This is a genomic window from Sulfurospirillum arcachonense DSM 9755, assembly GCF_000597725.1.
Classification (GTDB): Bacteria; Campylobacterota; Campylobacteria; order Campylobacterales; family Sulfurospirillaceae; genus Sulfurospirillum_A; species Sulfurospirillum_A arcachonense.
The window spans coordinates 1-24,338 of the sequence record NZ_JFBL01000011.1 but is presented as its reverse complement, the minus strand read 5'-3'; the positions used below and the strand labels follow the sequence as shown (position 1 = coordinate 24,338).

Here is a 24,338-nt window from a genome sequence, read left to right as displayed (position 1 = left end):
TTTGAGGGAAATAATTAACTTTTTAGTTTTACTTCTTTGTGAACTGTATGTTTCTTTAATCTTGGACAATACTTCTTAGCTTCAAACTTTTCAGTATTTGTCTTAGAATTTTTTGTTGTTGTGTAGTTAATATCACCACACTCAGTACACTTTAATCCTATTTTAATAGTCATTTAACTTGCCTTATAAAAAAGGAAGATTACTCTTCCCTGTTTGCTTTTAATTATTTTTCGATTGAAGAAACAACACCAGCACCAACAGTTCTACCACCTTCACGGATAGCAAATCTAGTACCTTCTTCCATAGCGATCGGTGCGATCAATTCTACAGAAATTTTTACGTTATCACCAGGCATAACCATCTCAGTACCTTCTGGTAATGTGATTGAACCTGTAACGTCTGTTGTTCTTACATAAAATTGTGGTCTATAGTTATTAAAGAAAGGAGTATGTCTACCACCCTCGTCTTTACTTAATACATAGATTTCAGCTGTAAATTGTGTATGAGGAGTGATTGAGCCTGGCTTACAAAGAACCATACCTCTTTCAACTTCTTCTTTTTTAGTACCACGTAGTAAAATACCACAGTTATCACCAGCTTCACCTTGTTCCATTTCTTTACGGAACATTTCAACACCAGTTACAGTAGTAGTTTGAGTATCTTTGATACCTACGATTTCAATTGTTTCACCAACTTTTACAACGCCTCTTTCAATTCTACCTGTTACAACTGTACCACGACCTGAAATTGAGAAAACATCTTCAACTGGCATTAAAAATTCTTTATCTGTTTCTCTAGTTGGTTCTGGAATATAAGCATCAACTTCAGCCATAAGAGACATGATTTTTTCGCCCCACTCACCAACTGTTCCAGCTTTAGCTTCTTCAAGAGCTTTAAGAGCTGAACCAGCTACGATAGGAATATCGTCACCTGGGAAATCATATTCAGAAAGTAATTCTCTAATTTCCATTTCAACTAACTCTAATAATTCTTCATCATCAACCATATCAGCTTTGTTCATGAAAACAACGATATATGGAACACCAACTTGGCGAGAAAGAAGGATATGCTCACGAGTTTGAGGCATAGGACCATCAGCTGCAGAAACAACTAAGATAGCACCATCCATTTGTGCAGCACCAGTAATCATATTTTTAACGTAATCAGCATGGCCTGGACAATCTACATGTGCGTAGTGACGACCTTCTGTTTCGTATTCGATGTGTGAAGTAGCGATAGTAATACCACGCTCTCTTTCTTCAGGAGCATTATCAATACCATCAAAATCTTTAAAGTCTGCAAGACCTTTTGATGCAAGTACCGCTGAAATTGCTGCTGTAAGTGTAGTTTTACCATGATCAACGTGACCTATAGTACCTATGTTAACATGAGGTTTGGTTCTCTCGAATTTTTCCTTAGCCATATCTTCCTCCGTATGAGTTTTTATTTTTATTTTTATTTTAGTTCAAAGTCTTTTATTTAGACAACATTTATGGAGCTCATAGAGGGACTTGAACCCTCGACCTCTTCCTTACCAAGGAAGTGCTCTACCTCTGAGCCATATGAGCATAATGCATAATGCATAGCACATCATAGCAACAAATTGTAACAAATGATTTCATAGGCAAAGAGTGAGTCCACTGAACTGTTTCTGTAGTTATTAAGTAATAGCAGAAAAAATTCAACAGCTCCCAGCTAAATAAAATCTTGGAGCGGGAGACGAGATTCGAACTCGCGACAACCTGCTTGGAAGGCAGGAACTCTAGCCACTGAGTTACTCCCGCATTAAATTAATGGTGGTGAGAGAAGGATTCGAACCTTCGAAGATAAAAATCAGCAGATTTACAGTCTGCCCTCGTTGGCCACTTGAGTATCTCACCCTATTTTTTAATGCATTACCATTTTATTCCTGGTCAAACACTGTTACATGTACACAACAAAATGGAGCTGGTGAACGGACTTGAACCGCCGACCTGCTGTTTACAAGACAGCTGCTCTACCAACTGAGCTACACCAGCACCTTGTTTGTGAGGTGAAATTATATCTCAAAAGAAATACAATGTCAATGGTTTTTTTAATATTTTTAGTTAAAATACTAAAATATTTACAGACTAAAGGTTGAAAAATGAAAATCTTATTCTCCCCAAGTGAAGCAAAGTCCGATATTTCAGGCTCTATATCATTCAGTGACAAGTCATTATCTTTTCCAAGAAATTTTGAAGATAGATTATCTATTCTTAAAAAATTTACGGATTTTTTAAACAATGCTACTCTGCCGGAATTACAAAAGGTCTTTGGAATTAAAGATGAAAAAGAGTGTACAAAACTTCAACAATTAAATTTATTTTCGTCTTCTACATGTAAAGCTATTCAAAGATATACAGGTGTTGCTTATAAATATTTAAATTTTGATACATTATCACAAGAAAATCAAAACTGGATTTACGATAACACTCTTATTTTTTCTAACCTCTTTGGACCTATTTTAGCAAAAGATGAAATTCCATACTATAAATTTAAACAAGGATCCACAATAAATGGTCTAAAACCTGAGCTATTTTATAAAGAAAAATTCACTGATGCAATAGACCATTATATAGGTAATGATTTGATTATAGATTTAAGAGCAGGTTTTTATGAAAAATTTTATACTATAAAAAAAGAACATATAACAATGAAATTTATAAAAAATGGTAAGGTTGTTAGCCATTGGGCAAAAGCTTATAGAGGTATAGTTTTAAGAGAATTAGCAAAATACCAACCAAATACTATAGAAGAGTTTGAAAATATCAATTTTTCAGCTCTAAATATAGAAGAAATTATAGAAAAAAAATTAAAAAAAGAATATGTCTTTAAAATTAGCGAATAAAAGAGTACAATTATAAAAACTTTTAAGGAGAATAATTATGCTACAGTGGGTTATCGTTGCGATTTTAATCTATATCATTTATTATCTTATCAACAAATATGAAAAACGTGTTGATACGTTGACTAAATTAATAGAATTAAATAGAGAGCAAATCGAGGAAAATAAAGAAAAAATTAAAATAAACAAAGATGGTATAGAAGATAATAAATCAAGTATTACTGTAAACAAAACTAATATAACAAAAAATAAAACAGGTATTACTAAAAATAAAAAAATACTAGATCTTAATCAAGCTATGATTGAAGAATTAAAGTAAGGGATTTCTCCCTTACTCTAATAACACTCTATTACTTTTCTAATGCTCTTACTCCTATATTTCCATATCTATGATAACTATGCGAAATACTTTGCTCTTGAAAGTAATTTAGAAGTTCTAATCTTCCTTCCATCATTGTTTGCCCTCTTACAATAAATTTTGCTAACTTTGCAGCCTCAGCAAACACAAAATCGCTAACTTTTGAAATGTCTGAATATATTATTCTATCTACGTTAGAAAAACATTGAACAAACTCATTTTCATTTTCTCGAATAAGTACATCTGTTGATTTTAAAAGAGTATCTTTATTTTCATATATAAATGACACTACATTATTTTCAACTGTTGCATCAATACTTACATGTAAAGATACCCCACTTACACGAGCGGCCATGATTCTTCCTAATACTTCAAACAAAGTATCACTTTCACTTACACGAACTGCTACTTTGTCTAATGGAAGATATCTAAAAACATTATCTTCTCCACGAAGTTTAAAATAATCATGTTCAACATCAAATTCTTCTTTGTAATTCTTCAAATAACTTTGTAAGGCACTCTCTATTTTAGAAAACTCATTTTTAAAAGCTACATGTATACCTTTATTTGTTTCCTTTTTCCATGCATCTACAATGTCAACTAATGGATGAAAATGTTTTTTATCTACTTTTGGTACACTAACTTCTTCAAAATCCATAAACTGAGTGACATAACTATAAACTCCTGCTTTTCTTCCTGCTCCTATTGCAGATTTTCCCATACCACCAAATGGTTGACGAAGTACAATTGCACCTGTTGTTCCACGATTTATATATAAATTACCTGCATTGAGATTTTCTCTCCAATAATCAGTTTCTCTAGCATCTAATGATTCTATTCCCGAAGTCAATCCGTAACCTGTTTGATTAACAATGTCTATTGCATGCTTTAAATCTTTTGCTTTCATTACAGAAAGAACTGGTCCAAAAAGTTCATTCATATGGCAAAAACTTCCCTCTTTTACGCCCCATTTAATAGCAGGTTTTAACATATACTCATTGTCTTCAGCATATGTTGGTTTTAGTAACCACTCTTCGCCAGGCTCAAGTGTTTCTATCGCTTTTTTTAGATTTCCACTCACTGGATTTGCTAATGTTCCTATTCTATTGACATAGTTCCAAACAGAACCTACTTCTACACTTGCTGCTGCATCTTTTAAGGCTGATTTGAAACTTGGGTCATTATATACTTCTTCTTCAAGAACTAATAAAGAAGTTGCTGAACATTTTTGGCCACTATTGTTAAAAGCACTTGCTATTACATTTTTAATAGCTTGCTCACGATCACTCATAGCTGTAACTATAGTTGCATCTTTTCCACCAGTTTCTGCTGTTAAGTATAAATTTGGACGAGCTTCTAACATAGAATAAGCAGTATCTTCTCCACCAGTTAAAATGACAAAATCAACATCAGGATTTTCAATCAAATGTTTCCCTGCAAGTGCACCTGGAGCTGGAGCATATTGTAATACATTTTTGCTAATTCCTGCATCCCAATAACACTTACAAAGCTCATATGCACAAAGAGCGGCTACAGAGGCTGGTTTTACGATAACTGTATTTCCAGCTGCAAGAGCAGCACTTATACCACCAACAGGAATCGCTACAGGAAAGTTCCAAGGAGGAGTAATAACACCTACACCTCTACCTTTAAACTTTAAATTTTTATATTGACTAAAATGGTCTATACTATGTGCATAAAACTCTAGAAAATCTATCGCTTCACTTACTTCAACATCTGTTTCTGTGATAATTTTACCAACTTCTGCTGAAGCTATACCTATTAAATCTGCTCTTTTTTTCCTTACTTCATTTGCAACTTTACAAAGCATTTCATGACGATATTCATGAGTAGCACTTCTCCATCCGTCTGGATCAGCTTTTGCTACTTCAACTGCTTTTTTTAAATCTTCAGCAGTTGGCACTGCGTACTTACCACAAATTACACCCTCTTTTAATTGAGATTTATCTTTAACTTCTTTTATGTCTCTTTTATCAATTAAATCAACCCCACCAATAATAACTGGAGCAGTTGCTACTTCTTCTCCTGCTTTTTTCATCCATTTTGTACGAATATCTTTTGCCCACTGTTTATTTGGAGGTAAAATAAAATCGGTATCAGCTTCTCCATGATACTCTTTAGTCTCAAAACTACTCCCTTTAAAATTATCCCAATTTTCAGTAAGTCTATCTTGTTTTCTTTTTGCACCAATAAAAATATTTTTCTTATTTTCAAAAGAAGCAATAAATTGTTCTTTTAACATTTCCCAATCAGCACTTCCAGCTTCTAATCCAAATGAATAACGGATAAAATTTTCAGTACCTGTATTTTCATCAAATCTTCTTACAAGGTATGCAATTGCATTTGTAAATTGTTCTTTTTTAGCAGCTGGTCCATAAAGAATAACTTCACCACTAAGCTCTTTAATAGCTACTCTAGCAGATTCACTCATACCTTCAAGCATTTCCATTGAAAAATACTCTATAACATTATTTGCTTTTGCTGTCTCATAACCATATGCTAACTCAAAAAGATTATGAGAAGCAACTCCAAGATTTACATATGGGGCATTTTCAGGTTGCAGTGCATACTCAAGCATTATTTTATAATTACTATCAGTATCTAATTTTTTGGTGTATGGACAAGTTTCCCAATGACGAAGTCCTGCTTCAGTCTCTTCCATTTCCATATTTGCACCTTTAACCAAACGAATTTTAATTGGAGCTCCACCATTTTTAACTCTCTCTTTAGCCCAATCAGTTAGTTTAACTTGCCATAAATGAGAATCAGGAAGATATGCTTGAAGAACAATACCTGCTTTAAAATCTTTAAATTCTGGTTTTTCTAAAACTCTTATAAATGTTTCAAATGTAAGTGAAAGATCTCTATACTCTTCCATATCTAAATTGATAAATTTATTTTCTAATTCACCTTTTACATTTGTAAAAGAGTATTTTTTTGCTTGAGCAAAGATTTTTGAAAGTCTTTCTACAAACTCATCAACTGTATTTTCATAAGATACTGGATTAATTTGTGAAAAAAGAGTTGAAATTTTGATAGACATATAGTCAATATTTGGATTTTCAAGTATATTTACGTATTTTTCTATTCTCTCTTGAGCTTCTTCTTCACCAAGAACAACCTCACCAATCATATTTAAATTTACTCTAGTACCCTCGCTTTTTCTCTTTTGAAGATGTGCATTTAAAAGTTTATCTTCACCTTTCAGTACTACTGTATCAGTATCATCTCTTACACTTTTAATAAATAAAGGAACAGAGATATCTGGCAGATAAATACCAATATTTCTAAATAAAAATATTAAAAACTTTTCAGGCGTCGTAAAAAATGTTGCCATACCATACTTTGTAAAGATATACTCTACTTGATCTGCTACTCTAGAATTATTTTTTGTTCTAAAACTTTGATCCATTAAATCAATTAAAAGAACTTTATCCATAGGACGAGCAAACATTTTTTGCATTTTTTTATGAAAATTCTTTTCAAAATCACTAATTTTCTCAGTCGCTCTTTTTTGCCACTTTTCCGCCAAATCGATTGATCGATTCATTACAATTTCGTTGTTTTCCATATTTTTTCCTTATAAGTTTATTATTTTAAATTTTAGTAGTACTAAAAGTAGTACTTTTTAAAAATTATAGAAAATGTGAAAAAAAAACCGTCTACCCTTAATGGGTAAACGGTCAATTTATACTACTTTTTCTTACCTAAATATGCCTCTTGTATAACTTTTGAATTAAGTAATTCTTCACTACTTCCTTCATGAGTTATTTTTCCAAGTTCCAATACATAACCACGATCAGCTAGCTTTAATGCTGCTTTTGCATTTTGTTCTACAATCAGAACTGTTACACCATTTTCACTAATTTCTTTAATTGCTTTAAATATACCTTTTACTAAAACAGGAGCCAAACCAAGACTTGGTTCATCCAAAATCAAAAGTTTTGGTTTACTCATAATAGCACGACCAATAGCAAGCATTTGCTGCTCACCACCACTCAATGTTCCAGCTAACTGTTTTTCTCTTTCTTTGAGTCTTGGCAATATTTTGTAAATCCAAGCCAATGTTTCCGCATCATGACTTTTTAACGTATATGCTCCCATAAGAAGATTTTCTTCAACACTCAATGTTCCAAAAACTTTCCTTCCCTCAGGAGAATGGCTCATACCAAGTGATACTATATCATGAGCAGCCGTATTTGTTATTTCACCCTTGTCAAATAAGATAGAACCTTCTGTTGATTTTAAAAGACCACTTATTGTTCTTAAAGTTGTAGTTTTTCCTGCACCATTTGCACCCAAAATAGTTACAACTTCTCCTTTTTTTACAAATAGATCAATACCTTTAATAGCTTTAATAGCACCATAACCTACATGTAATTTTTTTACTTCTAATAGTATTTCATGATCAACCATTATTCATCCTCATCTTCATCTTCAACACCAATATAGGCTTCAATTACTGCGGGATTATCTTGAACATGTTCAGGAATTCCATCGCATATCCAAGCTCCAAAATTAATAACTGTCATGTACTCACATAAGCTCATAACCATATCCATGTCATGCTCAATCATCATAATTGTGACACCCATATCTTGAATCTTACGAATAATTTCTGCTAACTCTTTTGTTTCATTCTCATTAAGTCCAGCTGCAGGTTCATCAAGTATCAAAAGTTCTGGCTCAGCAGCTAATGCTCTTGCCATCTCAATTTTTCTTTGCACACCATAAGATAAATCACCTGCTGGTGTTGTTGCATATTCACTAAGTCCAAAAAGCTCCATATATTCACCAACTTTTTCCCAGTTATACTTTTCATCTTTATAATATGCAGGTGTTGGTATTATGCCGTTGTACCACTTTTGGTTAGATTTTATATGGCGTCCTGACATAATATTCTCAGCGACACTCATCTCAGCAAATAGTCTAATTGTTTGAAATGTTCTTAAAATCCCAAGTGCAGCAATCTTATCAGGAGCTGTTCCTTTTATCTCTTTACCATTCCATAAAATTTCACCTTCTTCAGGAGTATATATTCCTGTTATACAGTTAAAAAGTGTTGTTTTACCTGCTCCATTTGGTCCAATAATGCCATAAATCTGACCTTTTTTTACCTTAAGATTTAAAGCGTCAATTGCTGTAAGTCCAGAGAAAAATTTTGAAACATTTTTTATTTCTAATAAATATTGACTCATTTCACATCCTTTTTCAAGAATGCTGGTATATTGCCAAATTTAACTGGCCAAATACCACGAGGTCTTAAAATCATTGTTAAAATCATCGCTAGTCCAAATACTAAATAACGTGCTGTTTCAAATTCACGGAAAATTTCAGGAAGAACAAACATAACAAATGTTCCTATTAAAACTCCAGGAAGTGAAGCTGAACCACCAACAAGAACAATAGTAAAAAACATTATTGATTGCAGTACATTAAATGCTTCAGGACTAACTGCTGAATATTGTACTGAGAACATACTTCCAGCAGCTCCAGCAATTCCAGCACCAATAGCAAAAGCATACATTTTATAATATCTTATATTTATACCCATACTTTGAGCTGCAACGTCATCTTTATTGATATAAAACATTGCACGACCAAATTTGCTTCCATCTAAACTTTTCATAATAAACAGCGTTATACCTAAAAGTATAAAAGCCATATAATACATATGGGTTTGTTCAAAAAATTCAAATCCAAAAACTCTTACAACATCTATTCCAAAAATTCCATTTGGTCCACCAGTTAATCCAAATAAATCATTTTCCAATACTTGAATAAAAATGATATTTATACCAATAGTAGCAACTAAAAGATAATCTCCTCTTAAATGTATAATTGGAGAAATTGTTATAAGTGCTACTGTCATTGGAAGTATAACTGCTGGTGCCCAAGTCGCTAAAATAGGCCATCCAAAATGTGTATTTAAAATAGCTGTTGTATAAGCACCTATTCCAAAAAATGCAGCATGTCCCATATGAAATGCCCCTGCACGGCCCAAAATAATATCTTGTGAAAAAGCAACTACAGAAAAGACAAGAAATGTTGTTCCAACTGCTAACCAAGCAGAATCAGCAAAAAAAGGAAAAACTCCCATAATAACTAAAAAGCCTAGTGCTATCATATTTGTTTTACTCATTTTACTGTCTCCTTTCTTTGCGAACAAGTACCCAAAGAAATTCCTCGCACTAAAGCTTTTCTCTTAGAAAGAGTAAAATTTAATAAATTTTTCATTACACCTTCTCCGCCACTTTTTCGCCAAGTATTCCTGTTGGTCTAAAAATTAGAACAATAATAAGAAGAATAAATGTAAATGTTTCAGCCCAAGCACTAGAAATATAACCACTAATAAGTGCATTAAATAATCCTAACATAAGACCACCAAACATAGCTCCTGGGATATTACCAATACCACCAATAATAGCTGCAACAAATGCACTTAAACCATACATCCATCCCATATCAAAAGTAATACCTCTATAGTAAATTCCGATAAAAAGTCCAGCAACTGCACCAAGAGCAGAACCAATAACAAATATAATCATAATGATTTTATTAACATTGATACCCATAAGTTTAGCAGCATCTTGATCTATAGCAACTGCACGAATTGCTGTTCCCATTTTTGTTTTATTAATAAAAAGATAAAGAGCTATCATTAAAACAGAAGATATTCCTAAAATCATAAGTTGTGTAAATGTTACAACAACACCATTAATATCCCAAATAGTAGACGGAAATAAATCTGAAGGGAATATTTTCATATTTGGTCCCCAAATTAACATAATAGCATTTTGAATCACAAGGCCAGCTCCTAAAGCAGAAACAACTGCACTAAGACGTGGTGCCGTTCGTAAAGGCCTGTAAGCAAGACGTTCAAGAAGAACACCAACTACCGCAATAATTGCTGCAGTAAACATAAATACTGTGATAACTGCAATGATGGAAGTACCTCCATCAGCAAAAATATTTGTATAAACTGTAAGTCCTGCAAAAGCTGATAAGGCCACGAGGTCTCCGTGGGCAAAGTTAATTAACTTCATAACCCCGTAGACCATCGTATAACCCAAGGCAACTAAAGCATATAGACTTCCTATTGTCAAACCATTGACAAGTTGTTGAAGAAATATATCCATTTATTACACTTTCGTTTTAAATTATTTATTTACAATTTTATAGCTATTATCTGCTTGAATTTCATAAACATTAAATTTAGTATTAATTCTTTCACCATCATCTCTAAATGATACTGGACCTGTAATTCCTGGGAAATCTTTTAGTGTATGTAAATAATCACTTATTTTTTTAGTGTCAAAACTTTTTGTTTGCTCAGCTGCATAAATAATAGCTTTAAGTCCATCAATATTCATTAGTGCCCAAACTGAAGCTGGAGCCATACCATATTTAGCATTGTAGTCTTTTAAGAACTTTTTTGCAGCATCATAAGGAAGAAAATCTGGTGTTGGGAAATTTACAAGTAGAGTACCTTTTGCACTTTTTCCAGCTAATTTCATAAAATCTGGATTATCATTTGAATCACCACCAATAAATGCAGCATCAATTCCTAATTGTTGTTGTTGCGCACGTAACAAACCACCATCTGTATAATATCCACTAAAATAAATAGCATCTGGTTTCATTGATTTGATTTTTGTTAAAACTGCAGTAAAATTTTGTGTTCCTGACTTGATTTTACCTTGATAAATTAAATTTCCACCTTCTGCTTTAATTGATTTTGCTGCTGAATCAGCTAGACCAACTGCATAAGAAGAATAATCAGAAAGAACAACAATCTTTTTATAGCCTTTTTCTTTTACTAAATATTTCGCTGTAAAATCTGCTTGTGCACTATTTTGAAATGAATTTCTAAAAAATGTCCAATATTTATGTTTTGTTAAACTATCACTTGTCCCATCACTTGTTTGCAAAGTTTTATTTCTATAATAAGTTGTTTGAGCTGCTTCTGTTGCACCTGAAGTATATGAGCCAATTACAGCAAGTACTTTTTCATTTACAAGTTTTCTTGCACAAATAGCTGCTTTTTGAGCTTTTCCTTCATCATCACAACTGATAACTTCGATTTGTTTTCCTAAAACTCCACCCTTCGCATTGAGTTGTTCAATAACAAGTCTTACCCCATTATCAATACTTTGACCTTCATTTGCATACTTTCCAGTAATAGGTGCTTGTACACCGATTTTAATAACATCAGCAGCACTTCCTGCTGTTACTAATGCCGCACAAACTACTGCTGATGCAGCTAACTTTGGTAATATTTTTCTCATCTATTCTCCTTTGAATTTTACTCGAAGAGCTTTAAAATTGCTTCCAAGCTTTTTTAAAATACCTAGTGGTATCTTAAAAAAACTCAGTTAATTCACAGGCTCTATAACATAACAACCTACAACCCATTCTCCGCTATCAGCTATACTTTGTATTTCATTGTGAATAAATTTTGATTTTAAAGAAGAAAAATTTTTCACCACTTCATCAAATTTTTTTTCAATCTCTGGCAATCTTTTATGAAGTTTTTTTCTTGCATTATTTGATAAATCAGAATAAAACGCAAACACTCCATAATCTAATGTTGAATCATCACTATTCTTTCTATCTAACATTTTGCAAATTTTCTCTATCTCATTTAAGTGTTCTTGTTTTGCATTTCTTACACCATTTTTTACTGTGACAATTACTCTTGAAATAGAATCGTTATTATTTTTATGCTCAAATCTATCATCTAAAGTAATATCAAAACTTCCTTGAGATAATTGTTTTTCATGCATATACTCTTTATAAGCTTCTCTATCATTTAAAGAACATCTTAAAATATCAGCAATAGTAGCATCTATAAAAATCTCCGGTGCATTGTCTATTGTTGCTATTTCCTGCGCTACATGTATTGATATAATTTTATGAGGACCATGGGACAAAAAAAGTCTATTATTGGTCCATACAAGAAAATTATTTACTGCTTTCATCATACCATTTAACAAAGCCTTAATAACAACTTCTTGTGCTGGAAATTTAATCATAGTAATTTTCTTCAACTTCTTCAATGATTCCACTTTCAAAAAGAGTCTCTTCTATAAGTTTATTCTTTGAAATGTTTAAAGCTTTAGCTAATTTCACTAATGCATCATCTAGTCTTGAATCTATTTTTATAGTTAATTGAGCAATCTTACGTTTAGTTTTACTCTTCTCAATAACATTTTTAATAACTTCTCTATCAAATTTTTGTTTTGCCAAAATAAACCTCTAATTCTTATAAAGGAATACTAAAAGTACTACCTTTGATGCTAGTAATATAGTATTAGTTTTTTAATACAGAACTTAAAAAATAATTTTACTATAACAATTAAGTGTTAAATTTATTAAATTTTTATAAAAGATACCTATATCATAGGGTTATTTAACTTTTGTTTCATTTTTGTCAGCCATATGACAATTTTGTAATAGTTACAGAAGGTAACAAAATTATCTTTTTAGAATTAATTCTTGATTATCTCTAGTTTTCATTTTTTCATATGCAGGAAGATTTATTTTATTGATTTTAATAAAAGTTTTGTAATCTTTTAAAGTAAAAAACTCAAAATCATTAAACATAAAATTTAACTTTAAATCTACTCTTTTATCGAAAGAAAGTACCTTTGTACTAAGATTATCTAACACTAAGGGTGGGCTGTTTTTGTTTACATGTAAACTCAAAACCATATGATCACCTCCTGTATATTTTTCTTTGACTACACTAAGATACATATCTTTTGTTGAAAAACCTAATTTTTTTAAAGAATATCTCTTAGCAATAACATAATCTTCACAGTCTCCACCACCTCGTGATAAAAACTCAAAAGGTGTTGCCCAGTATTCTTCATTTTTATAATTATAAGCATCATATCTAGGAATAATAGCATTTAGATACGTATTGATTTTTTGTATTTGTGAGTTTTTATCTAAATTGACAAGAGTATTCATAAAAGCAACATAGTTTTTTAAAATATGAAAACTTTTTGTATCTTTTTGTATCTTTTTTTCAAAATAAGGATTAAGATAGAACTCCGCTGAATTTATATTTGTTAAACAAAGAACTAAAAAGAAAAGTATTTTAATTATAATTTGTAAATTCATCTTTAACCTCATATATATTCTTAGCTCTTCTATTATACATTATTAGGAAGTTAATTGTTTAGTGATAATTAACGCATAATTAACAATTCTTAGATAACCTTTGCACCTAAAAATACTTTTGATCTACACAAAGGAAAATTATTAATGAAAAAAGATCTAAATGTTAAAGAAAAGAACCAATTTTATAAAGCCGTTTGGCGCTGGCATTTTTATGCTGGATTATTTGTAACACCTTTTATGCTTATTTTAGCGGTAACAGGAATGATGATGATGTATATTGGTTATTTTGATGGACGAGATGGTGAGAATATAAAAGTTTCTATACCTAAAGATACTGTTACTCTTAGTATAAATAAACAATCAGATATTGCTTTATCTTCAAATCCTCAATCTAAATTAGTAGAGTGGATAAAAGCTTCAGATGCTAATAAAGTCAATGTATTTCGTTTAGTAGATACTCACAAAAAGCAAACACTAGTAGCAATTAATCCATATACAGGAGAAATAATCAATCATTGGTTACGAAGACAAGGACTCTATGATCTTACAGATAGTATTCATAGTGATTTGTTACTAGGAACACTTGGTGATAGAATTTTAGAAATAGCAGCAGGTTTTGCAATTATTTTGATTATTACTGGTATGTATTTGTGGTGGCCTAGAAATAAAAAAATAACTTTGTCATTAATACCAAAATTATTTTCTAGTACTCAAGGCTTTTGGAAAGAATTTCATATGACTTTAGGCGTGTATGTTTCTATATTTTTTCTTCTATTTTTACTCTCAGGTATGGCATGGACAGGAGTTTGGGGAGGAAAACTTTTCCAAACATGGAGTACTTTTCCTGCACAAAAATGGGATAAAATACCTCTATCAGATGTAACCCATGCATCTTTAAATCATAGTCCATCATCTGGTATTCCTTGGGCAATTGAAAAAACACCTCTGCCTGCTTCTGGTTCAAGTAAAGGTACTTTAGGGACACTTAAAGGTGAAAATATCAATCTTACTAGTATTAATAATCTAGCACAAAGAATAGGTTTTAAAGGAAGATATAGAATTTCTTTTCCTAAAGGTGAAAAAGGTGTATGGACTATAAATCAAGATACTATGAATGGCGATGCTAAAAATCCTTTTGCTGATAAAACAGTACATGTAGACCGTTATACAGGAAAAGTATTGGCAAAGATCACTTTTGATGACTACTCTATTGCTGGTAAAACAATGGCTGTTTCTATCCCTATTCATATGGGATTAGTGACAATTTGGAACCTTATTATCAATACTCTAATTTGTTTATCAATCATAGTTCTTACTATCTCTGGAGTTATTGTATGGTGGAAAAGAAGACCAAATAATGCAGGTTTTAGATTGTGTGCACCAAGTGAGCCAACAAAACTTCCTCATTGGAAAAATGCTATGGCTATAATGTTGTTTTTATCTTTATTTTTCCCACTAGTAGGGATTAGCTTAATAATAGTTTTAGCTTTAGATATTTTTATATTATCTAAGATGCCTTCAATAAAACAGTTTTTTTCATAACTTATATGAAGTGACCTCAGCTATGATTATAAAAGACCGATATATCATCTTCTATCCATAGTGTTGTCACTTCATGTCCACCTATATCTTTTGTATAAACATCAAAAGAGTGTCCATCTTCAAAAACTTTATCATCTTGTTTTATCCAATCAACTTGATTTAATGATACCTCTTGCGTATCATCATGAAAGATTTTTGTTTCTGCATTTGGCATTTCAATAATATCATTTATATTTAAACTACTTGTAGGATTATGTTCAACTTCTTGTCCAAAAAGATGTTCATTTGAAAAGTCTAAGTCATCACTTTCAAACAGTATATTTGTTTCAAAATCAACATTAAGTGTTGCTACAAATTCTTCTACACTTCCACTAGAAACAACTGCTTCATCAGAAAAACTTTGAATATCTATAACACTTTTATCTAAAAATAAACTTTCATTTGAATTAAGTGTTATATCTTCTCTTCCATTTATGGCTATTACTATACTTGAGGTTGCATCAACAGGAGTAATAGTATCATTTAAAAATAATTCATCGCCAGCTTTTATATCTCTTTGAATATCTGTAATGCCATCAACCACACTAACATTACCAGTTATACTTTTTACAAAAGCTACTTCTAAACTCATTTTAAATCCCATCCATAAATTTATATTTTATAAATATTATCAAATTTTAAACTTTTTTTCTATTGTACATTAGTACTAAGTTTTATAACTAAAGCCACCCTATCTTTTACATGTAACTTAGTAAAAATAGAACTCATATGTGCCTTTACCGTTCTTTCTGTTATATTAGCCTGTTGTGCTATTTCTTTATTACTTAATCCTTCTTTTACCAAACTTGCTATTTCTTGTTCTCTCAATGATAGTAAATCAAGTTCTTTATGATTTACTTCATGTATGTTTTTACTAAAACTTTTTATCATAAGTTGGACAAATTCTGGATATAACCATACATTACCATTTTCTATAGTATTCAAAGCATCTTGCATATGTACTTGTGACATATGTAAATTACCATAACCTTTTATTCCAAGATTAAGAAGGTGAGAACCTTCTGTAAAATTTGGTTTACATGTAAGACAAAATATTCCTTTACATGTAGATATGTCATTTACATATGCATAAAACTCTTCTTCATTATATTTTATATTTGCTATCTCTACAACAAATATAAAATCATCTTCTATTTCTAACTCATCTTCACTCTTTATATGTAAAAAATTAGGGTATCTTTTTATATACTCTTTATTGTTAGAAAAACTAATAATTTTCAAACTTTATCTCTCTCTTAATGCACTTTGTTTAGCTTTCAAAATAGGCTTAAGTAAATAATCCAAAACAGTTTTTTTCCCTGTTATAATATCAACACTAACAGTCATCCCTACAATAATTGGCAGAGGCTTTTCTTCACTTCCTAAATGATTTTTATCTGTTTTAATCCTAACTTGGTAATAACTCTCATCTTTTTCATCTTTAATAGTATCAGCACTAATATTGGTCACTTTACCATTTAAACCACCATGAATGGCAAAATCATATGCACTAAACTTTACCATAGCATCTAAATGAGGTCTTAAAAATGCTATATCTGACGGTTTTATTTTTGCCTCTACTAAAAGAGTATCTTGTGCAGGAACAATCTCAACTAAATCCATTCCAGGTTGAATAACTCCTCCTATGGTATTTATAAAAAGCTGCTGGACTGTTCCATCAACAGGAGAGCGTACTAATGTTCTTTTTACACGATCGCTCAAGGCAGTATTTGTTTCTGTTATTCTCGATATCTCTGCAACGACTTTATTTAACTCTTCTTTTGCTTTATTTTTATATTCAAGTTTTATTTCTGATATTTTATTATTAAATTCTATAATTTGTGATTTTAATCTAGGAATAGACAAAGTCGAAGCCTCTAAATCCCCTTTTACTCCATTTAACTGTCTTCTTAATTGTAAAAATTCAACTTCTGAAACTAAACCCCTTTTAACAAGTGGTTCTGTGATGGCTACTTCTTCTTCCATCAGTTTCAAAGTATTTTGCTCTTGTTTTATTTTTGCATATAACTCAGAAAGCTCCTGATTTTTCTGTGTTATCTGTTCTTTTATAACATCTAAAGATTTAGTTAGCTGTTCTTTATTGCTATCATATAAACTTTTTTCATATTCTATCTGTTTTGATGTTTTTGTCTTATCATAGTTAAAAGATTTTAATTCATTAGCTTCAGCATCAAGTCTTAAAAATTTTGCTTTTAATTCATCTAATTTTAATTTCCCCTCTTCATATGAACTAGCAAAATTTGTATTATTTATTTTTAGGATAACTTGCCCTTGTTTAACAATATCACCTTCTTTGATTAGTATATCTGAAACTATACCACCTTCTAAATTTTGGACCACTTGAAGTTGATGTGATGGTATAATTTTCCCTTCACCTCTTGTCAATTCATCAAGCTCTGCTTGACTTGCCCAAAATATTAGCCAACCTATAGAAAGAGCAATGAGCCATAAAATATACTTAGACCTTCTTGGAGATTTTTGCAAAACTGCTTCACTTAAACTTGACATATATTTTAAATCATGAACGTCAAACTTACTTTTATGTAAATCTTTTTTTAATACTCTTGATAAATTTTGTGCTGTATTTATAGCTTTATTTTCATTTTCTATACTCATTTTGCACCTCTTTGAAGTTGCATGAGTATCTTATCCTTTTTACCATCCATCACTACTTTTCCACCATCCATCACAATCAATCTATCTACAAGTGAAAGTAATGAACTTTTGTGTGTAACTAGAATAACTGTTTTTTCTTGTATGTTTTCTTTTAAAAGCCCTCTTATTTTCATCTCTGTTGTATTATCCAAAGAGTTCGTTGGTTCATCTAAAATGACTATTGGAGAGTCAAGTAAAAAAGCTCGTGCAATGGCTATACTTTGCCTTTGTCCTCCAGATATCCCTTCTCCTCTTTCATATACTGGCATATCAAAACCTAAAGGATGTGAATTTATAAACTCATCTGTTCCACTTATCTTCGCTGCTTTAAGTATAGAAGCATCATCAATAGCAGGATATTTATAGACTATATTTTCTTTAACTGTTCCATTAAATAAAACTACATCTTGTGGAACATATCCTATGTTTTTTCTCAAATCAACGGGATCAATTTGGTTTATATCTATACCATCAACAAGTATTGCACCTTCATCCGGTGCATAAAGTCCTAACATTAACTTTTCTATAGTTGTTTTACCTGAACCATTTTTCCCAATAATCCCCACTTTTTCACCAGCTGTTATTTTAAATGACACTTTATTTAAAGCTCCATTTTGAGCATCAGGATATGAAAAATCAACATCTTTAAACTCTATTTCACCTTTCATACTATCTCTTCTTACAAACTTTTTACCTTCAGGTCTCTCTACTGGCATTTGCATAATATTATCTACTGTCTTATACGCTGTTTTTGTCTGCTCGTAACTTGCGGCCAATCCCACAACTTGACCCATTGGAGCAATTGCACGAGAAGAAAGTATAACAGCAGCAATCAAACCACCCATAGTCAAATCCATCTGTTTGATCATATAAACACCAATAACTATAACTATAACGGTATTTAATTGTACTAAGAAAGCTGTTACCGTGTTAATAGAACTTGTAAGAATTTTTGATTTTACACTTCTGTTGGCAATTTCTCCTGTAGCTTCTTCCCAGTTCCATTGAGCTAAACCACTTCCACTCATAGTTTTTACAGTTTCTATGCCTCCTAATGTCTCAATTAAAATTCCATTTTTAATTGCAGATGCTTCGTAAGTACTCTCTATACTTTTTTGAAGAGGCTCTTTTACAAAAAACATATATGTGATGATAATACAAGAGATTAGAATAGGTACAAAAACAATACTCCCTGCAATAAAATATATAACACTTAAAAAGATAATGGTAAAAGGTAAATCAACTAAAGCAGCTATTGTTGTAGAAGTAAAAAATGACCTTATTGAGTCAAACTCTTTTAGGTTATTTGCAAAAGAACCTATCGACTTAGGACGACTTGCCATTTGTAAATCTAATACTTTTTCAAAAAGTATAGAAGACATTATAATATCACTCTTTTTTCCAGCTATTTCTAAAAAGTATGCTCTCGTAAGTTTTAAAAAAAGATCAATAATGTATATAACAATAACACCTATTGCTAATACCCAAAGCGTATCTGTAGCATTATTTGGAACAACTCTATCATAAACATTCATAGTAAAAAGTGGACTTGCCAAAACAAATATATTTATTACCAAAGAAGCTATAATAACATCTCTATAAATATCACGTGAACGTTTTAAAGTACCCCAAAACCAATGTACATTATCTTTATCGATCAAATGAGTTTTTGTCCTATCTTCTGAGACAAACTCTTTTTTTAAATAAAATACATATCCTAAATACTGTTCTTCTAACATCTCCATATCTACCCAGTTTTCACTACTTGGCATATCTGGGTATATTATTTTTACAGTATTTGATACTACATCAAATTCTTCTAAGATACACGCTTTTCTCCCCTTTAAAATAAGAATACAAGGAAGAACAAGGGGTGAAATATCTTTTAAACTTTTTTTGATTAAAGTTGATGTGAAACCTGCTCTTTTTGCTGCTCTTGAGAAAAGTGCTTTTGAGCCTTCTGTTGAAAACAATTCAATACTATTAGAACCTCCACTGACAGGAAGTCCTTCGGTTAAAGCTTCTGCACTATAGGGTTTATTGTGAAGTTTTGTAAAAATCACTAAACACTCTAACAATGGATCTTTTATCTCTTTTAATTTAGTGAAGGGCATTGAAATAGTTCCTTATCGATATATTATCGATAATTTTATCCTAATATTTACAAAATACTAATTAAATGTTTTTTTTAACATAATTTGATTAAAAAAATAAATAGATGTATAATATTTATTTAAGGAGTAAAAGGATGTCAAAAATACTCATTTTAATATTTTTTTTATTTACTTTTGCACATTCTTATGAAAAAATTACTCTTCAATTAAAATGGTTACATCAATTTCAGTTTGCTGGATATTATGCTGCTAAAGAAAAAGGTTTTTACCAAGAAGTTGGCTTGGATGTGCAAATCAAACAAAGAGATTTAAAATATAACAACATTCAACAAGTAATAGATGATGAAGCACAGTACGGCATAGCAGATTCTGTAATTTTACTTTATAGAGCAAAAAAAGAGCCTGTAGTTATTGTAAGTCCTATATTTCAACACTCTCCTAGTGTTTTACTTAGCTTAAAAAGTAGTGGTATTGACTCTCCTTATAAACTTAATAATAAAAAAACAATTTTTTACAATAAAGATACCGATGGCTTTGGTTTATTGGCTATGTTTAAAAAGTTAAATGTAAAACCTAATCTAATTAGAATAAAACAAAAAACAGACTATACCCTTCTAATGAAAGGCATTACTGACACGTATGCGGGCTACTTAACAAATGAGCCTTTTTATTTTAAGGAAAAAGGTATAGATTTAAATATTATTAATCCATCAAATTATGGTTTAGATCTTTATGGCGATATGCTTATTACAAATGAAAAAGAAGCAAGAAACCATCCTGATAGAGTATTAAAATTTAAGGAAGCTACACTCAAAGGTTGGGAATATGCCCTTAACCATAAAGAAGAAATCATCCAATTAATAAAAAATAAATATGCAAAAAATAAATCTATTGAACATTTAAGGTATGAAGCTAATGCAATAGAACAAATAATCCAGCCAAAAACTACTCCATTGGGAACATTTGATGAAGGAAGACTGAAATATACATTAAATTTATACCAAGAGTATGGACTTATCAAAAATGATATTCCAGTATCAGAATACATATTTCAAAACTTTAACAAAAAACGACAAATGTTTAGTGAAGAAGAAATAAAATATATAAAAAACAACCCAGTGATAGAAGTAGCTGGTATGAGAGATTATCCTCCTTTTAGTTATATTGAGAACAATAAACAAAAAGGCTATAGTATAGATTACATAAATATGCTTGCTAAAATAGCTGGTCTTAAAATCAAAATAGTATCAGGTAAAACATGGGCAGAATTTTTACAAATGTTAAAAAAAGCAGAAATAGATGTCATCCCTCATATTGGGATAAATGAAGATAGAAAAAAATCTATATTATTTACTGATTTTGATTATATTAATTTTTCAACTGGTTTAGTCTCTAAACAAACAAATATCTATACCAATATGAAACAACTTACTAATAAAACCTTAGCTGTAGCAAAAGGTACTTTTTTAGATTCACATTTACACAAAAATTTTCCATCCATTAGATTTTTGCAAATAAAAAATTCACTTGAAGGACTAAATGCTCTTTTGACAAATAAAGCTGATGCTTACATAGGAAGTCTTCCTACAGCCAATTATTATATACAAAAAAATTGGTTAAATACTTTACAGTCTGGACAAATAGAAGGATTAAAAATACCTACGACTACAAGTTTATACATAGGTGTCCCTAAATCTAAAGCACTTTTAAAATCTATATTGGAAAAATCTCATTCTCAATTAGCATATGATGAAATACAAAAAATAAAAAATAGATGGATGAATGAAAAAGATACATCTGCAATGCTAAAACTCAGTAATAATGAAAAAGTATATATTAGCGAAAAAAAAATTATCAACATGTGTATTAATCCTAATTGGATGCCTTATGAAAAAATCGAAAATAATAAACACATAGGAATTACTGCTGAATATATATCTTTAATAGAAAAAAGTTTAAATAGACCTATTAAATTAGTCAAAACAACAACATGGGATGAATCATTAGAATTTAGCAAAAAAAGAAAATGTGACATTATCTCTATGATTGCGCCTACTGATACAAAAAAGCAGTATTTAAACTTCTCGATTCCTTATTTAAAATTGCCTTTTGTTCTTGCAACCAAAATAGAAACACCATTTATCAATAATATCAACCAAATAAAAAATAAAAAAATAGGCATTACTCAAGGACATGATTATTTAAATATGTTAAAAAACAAATACCAAAACCTACAATTTGTTGAAGTTAAAAATGAAAGTGAAGGATTAAAACTAGTAAACAAAAACAAACTATTTGGTTTTATAGGAACTCTCGCTCCTATAGCTTATCAGATACAAAAGAATTATGTTGGCCAATTAAAAATAGCTAGAAAACTTAATGACATATGGAATTTATCTATAGGAGTTAGAAATGATGCACCTTATCTTTTAACTATATTAAATAAATCTATCAATTTGATTCCTAATTATGAATATCAAAAAATAGCAGATAAATGGATATCACTAAATTATGATAATACAATACAATATAATACAATATTTAAGTGGCTTGGTGGGATTGCTACACTCTTTTTTCTTATACTCTTTGTTATTTTAAGAACTAATAGAAAACTCAATATTGAAATATCTTATAGAAAAAAAATAGAACAACAACTTCAAGCTAATCTTGATTTAATGGATCAACATATTATCTCTTCTACTACTGATTTAAAAGGAAGAATAACTAAAGTTTCTACAGCTTTTTGTGAAATTTCTGGTTATTCAAAAAAAGAATTAATTAAAAAAACTCACTCTATAGTCCGTCACCAAGATATGACTAAAGATTTTTTTAAAAATATGTGGGACACTATACAAAAAACTGGAACATGGCAAGGAGAAATAAAAAATAAAAGAAAAAATGGAGAAAAATACTGGGTAGATACAAAAATATCTACTATATATGATGATAAAAATAACAAAATAGGCTATACCTCTATAAGAAATGACATCACTTACAGAAAAAAACTTGAAGAAATATCTATAACAGATGAGTTAACACAAGCCTATAACAGAAGATATTTTAATCAAAAGTTACCGGAACTCATAAATAGTGCAAAACGTGAAAATGAGTATATATGTTTTGCTTTAATGGATATAGATTATTTTAAACTTTACAATGATACTTATGGCCATGTAGCAGGAGATGATGTGCTTAGAGAAACTTCAAAAGCAATTCAAGCTTTACTTCATAGAGCAGATGACTACTTTTTTAGATTGGGTGGTGAAGAATTTGGAATACTTCTAAGAGGATTAGAACCTGATAAAGCTGAAAAATTTTTAGAAACAATTCGTGCTAATGTAGAAAATCTACATATAGCTCATGAAAAGAATAGTGCTAGTTTATATGTTACTGCCTCTTTTGGATTAGTTATAACCAAAGCACAATCTATCTATGATGAAGAGCTCTTATATCAAGAAGCTGATGAGTTACTCTATAAAGCAAAAGAAAGTGGAAGAAATAAAGTGTGTGTTAAAAAGCACTAAGTTTATTCGTTTTTGTTATCATTTGATTTCATATTCAAAACATTATGGGCATCACTATTATAGTATAAAAGTCTATAACCACATCCCTTGACTGTTTCAATCATTTCAGATGGAAGTTTTTGTCTTAGATATCGGACTAAAGACCTAACACTCTCTTGCGTTACTATTTCATTATCATATACATAATAAACAATTTCATCATGAGAAACAGGATAAGGTGATTTTAAAAAAAGAAATTTTAATAAAAGTGCCTCTTTTTTCCCTAAATATACTTCATTCTCATCACTGATAAATATTAAATTCTTAAAATCAAAATAAGATGTTTTAGATAAAAAAAAGATATCATCATTCCATACATTACATAACTTATAAATCGGAAAGATAATCTCTGAATAACAAAAATCTTTATAAATAATATGTGCATAAGAAAGATAATAAACATTTTGTAGCATTTTTGGATCTATTGTTTTTTCTAAGATAAGTAATATAGGGGCAATACCTCCATTTTTTCTTAGATGCCGTTTAGCACGTGTGTCTGTAGGATCTTTTAAATTAAGGATAAAAAGAGAGTACTCATGCAAAAAAGAAACTTCCTGAAAAATTTCTTCTTCTTTTAAAAGATGTTTTACCTCTATAGTATGACGGTGTGAATTCATAGTTTCTATAAGACCTTGTCCAAGATCATAATCTGGTTCAAGAAGTAATATTTTCATAATCTAAGCCTTATCTATTTTAGTTATTTTATCTATTTTATCTTTAATAAAAAAGGAGCTTTACCATGATAGGCAAAGCTCCAATATTTTCAAGGAGTTGTAAATCTTTAATGTATTAGAAGTTATACTTTACATAAAAACGTAAGTTAGTAAAGTCATCATCATCTGCATTATCATCATCATATGAAGTATATCCAGCCCATAGACGAGTACTTAATCCTTTAAATGCTCCACTAAATGCATATTTAATATCCATATTGATTTCATCTGTATCATCGAATTTACCATCATTATCTTGCTCAAAATGTGCAATTTTAAAACGAGTACTAAGGCCTTTTACACCAAAGTTATAGATCG

At 30.5% G+C, this 24,338-nt stretch carries 20 protein-coding genes, 4 tRNA genes and 1 pseudogene; 4 read left to right on the top strand and 21 right to left on the bottom strand.

Annotation, left to right across the window (positions count from 1 at the left end):
• Nucleotides 1-14: 14 nt before the first annotated feature.
• From rpmG to K354_RS0109385, 6 genes are all read right to left on the bottom strand, one after another.
• Nucleotides 15-173 carry a 50S ribosomal protein L33 gene (rpmG, locus tag K354_RS0109410; RefSeq protein WP_024955246.1) on the bottom strand — a complete coding sequence of 53 codons (159 nt, stop codon included), beginning with the start codon at nucleotides 171-173 and terminating at the stop codon, nucleotides 15-17.
• 50 nt (nucleotides 174-223) lie between these two features.
• Nucleotides 224-1,423: an elongation factor Tu gene (gene tuf / locus K354_RS0109405; RefSeq protein ID WP_024955245.1), complete on the bottom strand. Its 1,200-nt coding sequence runs from the start codon at nucleotides 1,421-1,423 to the stop codon at nucleotides 224-226.
• Between the two features lie 70 nt (nucleotides 1,424-1,493).
• A tRNA-Thr gene (locus K354_RS0109400) sits at nucleotides 1,494-1,568 on the bottom strand.
• Nucleotides 1,569-1,708: 140 nt separating this feature from the next.
• Nucleotides 1,709-1,784 (bottom strand) — tRNA-Gly (locus K354_RS0109395).
• 10 nt (nucleotides 1,785-1,794) lie between these two features.
• A tRNA-Tyr gene (locus K354_RS0109390) sits at nucleotides 1,795-1,880 on the bottom strand.
• Nucleotides 1,881-1,942: 62 nt separating this feature from the next.
• A tRNA-Thr gene (locus K354_RS0109385) sits at nucleotides 1,943-2,018 on the bottom strand.
• A gap of 107 nt (nucleotides 2,019-2,125) precedes the next feature.
• Between K354_RS0109385 and K354_RS0109380 the strand changes: the two genes are divergently transcribed.
• Together K354_RS0109380 and K354_RS0109375 are read left to right on the top strand one after the other, a co-directional pair.
• Nucleotides 2,126-2,869 (top strand): YaaA family protein, encoded by a 744-nt coding sequence (locus K354_RS0109380; RefSeq protein ID WP_024955244.1) that lies wholly within the window; start codon nucleotides 2,126-2,128, stop codon nucleotides 2,867-2,869.
• Between the two features lie 37 nt (nucleotides 2,870-2,906).
• Nucleotides 2,907-3,185: a hypothetical protein gene (locus K354_RS0109375; RefSeq protein WP_037940594.1), complete on the top strand. Its 279-nt coding sequence runs from the start codon at nucleotides 2,907-2,909 to the stop codon at nucleotides 3,183-3,185.
• A 31-nt stretch (nucleotides 3,186-3,216) separates the two neighbouring features.
• On the opposite strand, the gene K354_RS0109370 is transcribed toward K354_RS0109375, so the two are convergent.
• The 9 genes from K354_RS0109370 to K354_RS14730 all read right to left on the bottom strand — a co-directional run bounded on the left by K354_RS0109370 (nucleotide 3,217) and on the right by K354_RS14730 (nucleotide 13,373).
• The gene (locus K354_RS0109370) at nucleotides 3,217-6,816 is read right to left on the bottom strand and encodes a proline dehydrogenase family protein (RefSeq protein WP_024955242.1); all 3,600 of its coding nucleotides are present in this window, start codon (nucleotides 6,814-6,816) and stop codon (nucleotides 3,217-3,219) included.
• Between the two features lie 122 nt (nucleotides 6,817-6,938).
• Nucleotides 6,939-7,661, bottom strand: coding sequence for an ABC transporter ATP-binding protein (locus tag K354_RS0109365; RefSeq protein ID WP_024955241.1), 723 nt, complete (start codon nucleotides 7,659-7,661; stop codon nucleotides 6,939-6,941).
• Nucleotides 7,661-8,443, bottom strand: a complete 783-nt coding sequence (locus tag K354_RS0109360; RefSeq protein WP_024955240.1) for an ABC transporter ATP-binding protein — start codon at nucleotides 8,441-8,443, stop codon at nucleotides 7,661-7,663. Before K354_RS0109360 ends, K354_RS0109365 begins: the two co-directional genes overlap by 1 nt.
• On the bottom strand, nucleotides 8,440-9,387 hold the full coding sequence (locus K354_RS0109355; protein ID WP_024955239.1) for a branched-chain amino acid ABC transporter permease: 948 nt from the start codon (nucleotides 9,385-9,387) through the stop codon (nucleotides 8,440-8,442). Before K354_RS0109355 ends, K354_RS0109360 begins: the two co-directional genes overlap by 4 nt.
• 94 nt (nucleotides 9,388-9,481) lie before the next feature.
• Complete coding sequence (locus K354_RS0109345) at nucleotides 9,482-10,384, bottom strand: branched-chain amino acid ABC transporter permease (RefSeq protein ID WP_024955238.1); 903 nt, start codon at nucleotides 10,382-10,384, stop codon at nucleotides 9,482-9,484.
• Between the two features lie 21 nt (nucleotides 10,385-10,405).
• Complete coding sequence (locus tag K354_RS0109340) at nucleotides 10,406-11,533, bottom strand: branched-chain amino acid ABC transporter substrate-binding protein (protein ID WP_024955237.1); 1,128 nt, start codon at nucleotides 11,531-11,533, stop codon at nucleotides 10,406-10,408.
• A gap of 87 nt (nucleotides 11,534-11,620) precedes the next feature.
• Complete coding sequence (locus K354_RS0109335) at nucleotides 11,621-12,304, bottom strand: hypothetical protein (protein ID WP_245600601.1); 684 nt, start codon at nucleotides 12,302-12,304, stop codon at nucleotides 11,621-11,623.
• Nucleotides 12,273-12,494 (bottom strand): ribbon-helix-helix protein, CopG family, encoded by a 222-nt coding sequence (locus K354_RS0109330; protein WP_024955235.1) that lies wholly within the window; start codon nucleotides 12,492-12,494, stop codon nucleotides 12,273-12,275. Before K354_RS0109330 ends, K354_RS0109335 begins: the two co-directional genes overlap by 32 nt.
• Before the next feature lie 228 nt (nucleotides 12,495-12,722).
• The gene (locus K354_RS14730) at nucleotides 12,723-13,373 is read right to left on the bottom strand and encodes a transglutaminase-like cysteine peptidase (RefSeq protein ID WP_051505420.1); all 651 of its coding nucleotides are present in this window, start codon (nucleotides 13,371-13,373) and stop codon (nucleotides 12,723-12,725) included.
• Between the two features lie 144 nt (nucleotides 13,374-13,517).
• On the opposite strand from K354_RS14730, the gene K354_RS0109320 reads away from it, so the two are divergent.
• Nucleotides 13,518-14,915, top strand: coding sequence for a PepSY-associated TM helix domain-containing protein (locus K354_RS0109320; RefSeq protein ID WP_024955233.1), 1,398 nt, complete (start codon nucleotides 13,518-13,520; stop codon nucleotides 14,913-14,915).
• Nucleotides 14,916-14,931: 16 nt separating this feature from the next.
• Here K354_RS0109320 and K354_RS0109315 read toward each other — a convergent pair whose 3' ends face one another.
• From K354_RS0109315 to K354_RS0109300, 4 genes are read right to left on the bottom strand one after another with little or no spacing between them, the layout of a single operon-like run.
• Nucleotides 14,932-15,546: a hypothetical protein gene (locus K354_RS0109315; RefSeq protein ID WP_024955232.1), complete on the bottom strand. Its 615-nt coding sequence runs from the start codon at nucleotides 15,544-15,546 to the stop codon at nucleotides 14,932-14,934.
• 59 nt (nucleotides 15,547-15,605) lie between these two features.
• The gene (locus K354_RS0109310) at nucleotides 15,606-16,196 is read right to left on the bottom strand and encodes a response regulator transcription factor (protein WP_024955231.1); all 591 of its coding nucleotides are present in this window, start codon (nucleotides 16,194-16,196) and stop codon (nucleotides 15,606-15,608) included.
• 3 nt (nucleotides 16,197-16,199) lie between these two features.
• Nucleotides 16,200-17,591, bottom strand: a complete 1,392-nt coding sequence (locus tag K354_RS0109305; protein WP_024955230.1) for an HlyD family type I secretion periplasmic adaptor subunit — start codon at nucleotides 17,589-17,591, stop codon at nucleotides 16,200-16,202.
• A complete protein-coding gene (locus K354_RS0109300; RefSeq protein WP_024955229.1) occupies nucleotides 17,588-19,744 on the bottom strand; it encodes a type I secretion system permease/ATPase in 2,157 nt (718 codons plus the stop codon). The genes K354_RS0109305 and K354_RS0109300 overlap by 4 nt, the downstream gene beginning before the upstream one ends.
• Nucleotides 19,745-19,878: 134 nt before the next feature.
• Here K354_RS0109300 and K354_RS14725 point away from each other — a divergent pair, with 134 nt between their 5' ends.
• Complete coding sequence (locus K354_RS14725) at nucleotides 19,879-23,268, top strand: diguanylate cyclase domain-containing protein (RefSeq protein ID WP_024955228.1); 3,390 nt, start codon at nucleotides 19,879-19,881, stop codon at nucleotides 23,266-23,268.
• A gap of 2 nt (nucleotides 23,269-23,270) precedes the next feature.
• Here the strand turns inward: K354_RS14725 and K354_RS0109290 are convergent, their stop codons facing one another.
• Nucleotides 23,271-23,981, bottom strand: coding sequence for a winged helix-turn-helix domain-containing protein (locus K354_RS0109290; protein WP_024955227.1), 711 nt, complete (start codon nucleotides 23,979-23,981; stop codon nucleotides 23,271-23,273).
• 115 nt (nucleotides 23,982-24,096) lie between these two features.
• Nucleotides 24,097-24,338: pseudogene (locus tag K354_RS15110) on the bottom strand (OprD family outer membrane porin); the annotation flags it as partial.